Source organism: Boseongicola sp., assembly GCF_057460485.1.
Genome location: NZ_JBVCWP010000370.1, coordinates 1 through 3,400, shown reverse-complemented (window position 1 = coordinate 3,400; position 3,400 = coordinate 1). Strand labels below are relative to the sequence as shown.

Sequence of the window (3,400 nt, the reverse complement as noted above, 5' to 3'; positions counted from 1 at the left end):
CTTGTGACGCTCTTTTCCGATACCGCCGAAGCCGCCTGAAATAAAATGGACGTGGCCACGCCCAGGCAAACCTGTGTTTTTGTATCGGCTGTCTATTCCCCGTGGAAGGCTCTTTGAAAATTGACAGATAATTGTTGGGGTAGATACGATCGCGGAGTTCGATCTTCCGTTTTCAAGAAGGCTTCATCTGGCCTGCTGGGGCACGGCTTAAGGTCTGGTAAGGCCGTCATGGCCGCTTGATCGGGCACCAGCACGGCTTGATAATACGACATCCCAATTGCCTCATCGATGTCTGCATCCGCTCCAGTACTTTGAAATAGAGCAATGCAAAGAGGGCGAAAAGCGTCCCTTCCGAACGCGATCCTTGCACGCGTTCGTAAACCCGCAGCATAAACAGTGGGCACCCAGAATGAGTGGATTGGTGAGAGCGCTGAAGAATAATGCCCCGAGGAATAGCCCGCCAACCTTTGATTTGGCGAGAGATATCTGTTGAACAGGGTCCGTTCGGCCATCAAGAAACCCCTTGTCGGTTTGCGTTCTGAGACAGTTGCTTGCGCTGTTCTTGAATTTTCCGTTGGCAAAAACGCTGTCTTTCTTATTGGAGGCAGGAACGTTGGACCTGTCTTGGCGACTTTGCTCCGGTCGAAAACGCACGTGCCAACACGGCACCCTTCATGAACGGAGTGGTGCGTATCAGGTTGGGAAGAGTTAATTCAAATAGGGGCCAAGTAGTGGATATTTTGACTTATGGAAGACGAGGCCGGGATGGCGCCTATGCCAAGCCGCAAATAACGCCCTGTGGACCGCTACATCGCGACGCGCGTGACGGGAAGATATCCGTTGGATCTTCGAGGCAGGATAGAGAGCGCCCGCCTGTTTGGAGCTTATATTTTCAAACGCTGAGTGCTTTTTGCCGTGGTAGAACCATCGCCAACATACAAAGTCACTAAAGCTTTCGTGAAGGATTGAGCTTCACTGTACTCTGCTTTTGCGCATCGGAGAGCCAAAGATCATAAGGGGTTTTTTTGGGGGAAACGGTGGTTTTGACGAGATTGACCATGCCCGCAAGAATCGAAAACACCAGTCCGCAAAGGCAGACGACAAGGAAAGAGTTCATAACAAACCACATACTAATTACACTACGACTAAAGATTTAACCAAAGAACTTGGCCTATCTGTGGCGCGTTGATGGAAAAATCACGAAACGTAGGTTTTGTCGTGGTTAGATGACAACCGCTCCAGCTTTGGTTGCTCCGTTGGGCTTGTTTGCGATTTGTGACGAATAGCTCTCAAAGGCTTGCTGCATGCAGCAAGGCAAAGGTATCTGACGCGACATAGCCTTGGTTTCGCCGGATTTGGGCCGGCTCAGCTGTCGAGAAGGTTGGAACGGGCCAAAAACGCAGATATCCGAGAACGATCTGTCTCGGAAGCGCGAACAATACATCGCCTCCTTGCCACTTTCGCGCCCCGTTAGCCGATCATGGTTAGCGAAATTATAGTGGTTGCGAAGAAGGATGACAGCGTTGGTGTCGCAGGTGATGACATGGATTGGAGTTCCCAGATTCTGGATGACGCTTGGCGCCGTTCTGATCATTGCCGCTATGGGGCTGACCTATCACAACGATCAAAACCTTGCCGACAAGACGCTGGCGACAAAAGTTAATCTGCCCGATCCTGTTCGTATTCAGGATTTTGATCGGGCGTCCAACAGCAATCTATTGGGTGAGCTGCAGGTATTGGCAGAAGCAGATATTGATCAATCCGTTTTGCATCAGTTCGGTGAGGGCGATCTGAAAGAAAGCTATCTGCTCCTGCCGGTCTATCCGGTCAGCGAAGGCAGTTTCGTGCGAGCAGCATCTTTTATCAATGAACAGTCGCGCAGGCCGCATCGCCCCGTTAGTCGCGCATCAGCAGCAAACAAAGATACGCCAATCGCTGTTTTGGTCTACGATATGACGGACAAAATTCTGCGCCCTCGTGACGCCGAAGCTTTTGGTTTGACGGTGCTCGGGCGCGGCTTCAACGGAGACCTGGCGCTTGTTTCGGGTGTGGCGTTCTCGCGCGCGTTTTTGGCCGAAGGAACGACGCGCCAAGAGGTCGAGATTGCGGCGCGCGAAGAATACAATCTTTCCGGCGGCCAAGCGGTGCCACTGATTGCACCCTTTATTGCTCTTCGGGCGACCCCTCGTAGAGCGGATATGACAGAAGCCCGAAACCTTCTTGGATCGGTTGGAACTATTGCACTGTTGTTCGGCCTTAGTCTGCTTGCTCGTGGATTTTCAAAACACCCTATCGTTTTGAAGTCTTCAGGTCTCCGAAAGCCCAATCAAACGGGGACGGGTCAGTCGGCATTGTTTTTTGACCCGCTGCTGCCGCAAGACGAAATTCAAAAAGCGGAAAACGATGCGCGCGTTTCTTCGGAAATGTCGTTTGAGCGCATTTCGCGCCATGTGGGGCCAGTGCTGTCGCGTCTTAAAAGTCGACGGTGACACCTGGCAGGCGCAGCTCTTTCACCAGTTCCCGCAGTTCCTGACGCGCGGCGACATTCGACAAGTTCAAATTCTGTACGCCGATATCGCGCAAATCGAGAAGCGTCAGTCCGCGAGGAAACAGCTCGCGAAAAATAACCCGTTCTGAGAACCCGGGCGCTACGCGAAAGCCGATCCGTTTGGCCAGTGCATCGACGGCCTGAGCCATCTTTTTCTTGTTATGCATCTGTTGTGCGCCGACGCGATTGCGCACAATTACCCAGTCGATCGGGTCAAGGCCTGCTTGTGCGCGCAACTGCCGCGCGTTCCAGACCATTTCAGAATACACCGAGGGCCCTAGGATTTTGTTTGACTGCGCATCGGTCCGCGCCAGCAAATCGAAGTCCACGAAGCTGTCATTTAAAGGTGTTACAAGCGTATCGGCAAGCGAATGCGCCACCTGGCTTAGCCGTGTATGAGAGCCGGGGCAGTCGATCAGGATAAACTCGACCTCGCGCTCCAGGCCTGTAACAGCGGCGGACAGGCGTTGATCGTAGACGTTTTCGCCGGGGCCTAGGCTTTCGGCGCTTATTGCTGGCAGCTCCCGATAGATCGGTGTCGGCAAATCGAGGCCTTCAGCGTCCAGAAAAGCTTTCCTGTTTTCGATATAACGCCCAAAGCTTTTCTGCCTCAGATCAAGATCGAGAACGCCGACAACATGCCCCATCCGCACAAGGGCTGTCGAGATGTGCATGGACACGGTGGATTTACCCGCACCGCCCTTTTCGTTGCCTACGACGATAATATGGGCCACTGCCTGCCTCTGATCTTGAAGCGGTCCAGATGCCGCCGGTTGGCTGCACTATATGTTGTCACTGTCCGCAATAAAAGCGCGAGAGTGCATTGCGGGTAAGGTGTTTCAAGGGGGCGCG

At 53.0% G+C, this 3,400-nt stretch carries 2 protein-coding genes; one reads left to right on the top strand and one right to left on the bottom strand.

Annotation, left to right across the window (positions count from 1 at the left end):
• Positions 1 to 1,538 precede the first annotated feature (1,538 nt).
• Positions 1,539 to 2,489: a hypothetical protein gene (locus AC221Y_RS22185; protein ID WP_486708474.1), complete on the top strand. Its 951-nt coding sequence runs from the start codon at positions 1,539 to 1,541 to the stop codon at positions 2,487 to 2,489.
• Here the strand turns inward: AC221Y_RS22185 and AC221Y_RS22180 are convergent.
• The gene (locus tag AC221Y_RS22180; RefSeq protein ID WP_299752077.1) at positions 2,473 to 3,282 is read right to left on the bottom strand and encodes a division plane positioning ATPase MipZ; all 810 of its coding nucleotides are present in this window, start codon (positions 3,280 to 3,282) and stop codon (positions 2,473 to 2,475) included. The genes AC221Y_RS22185 and AC221Y_RS22180 overlap by 17 nt on opposite strands.
• Between the last annotated feature and the right edge of the window lie 118 nt (positions 3,283 to 3,400).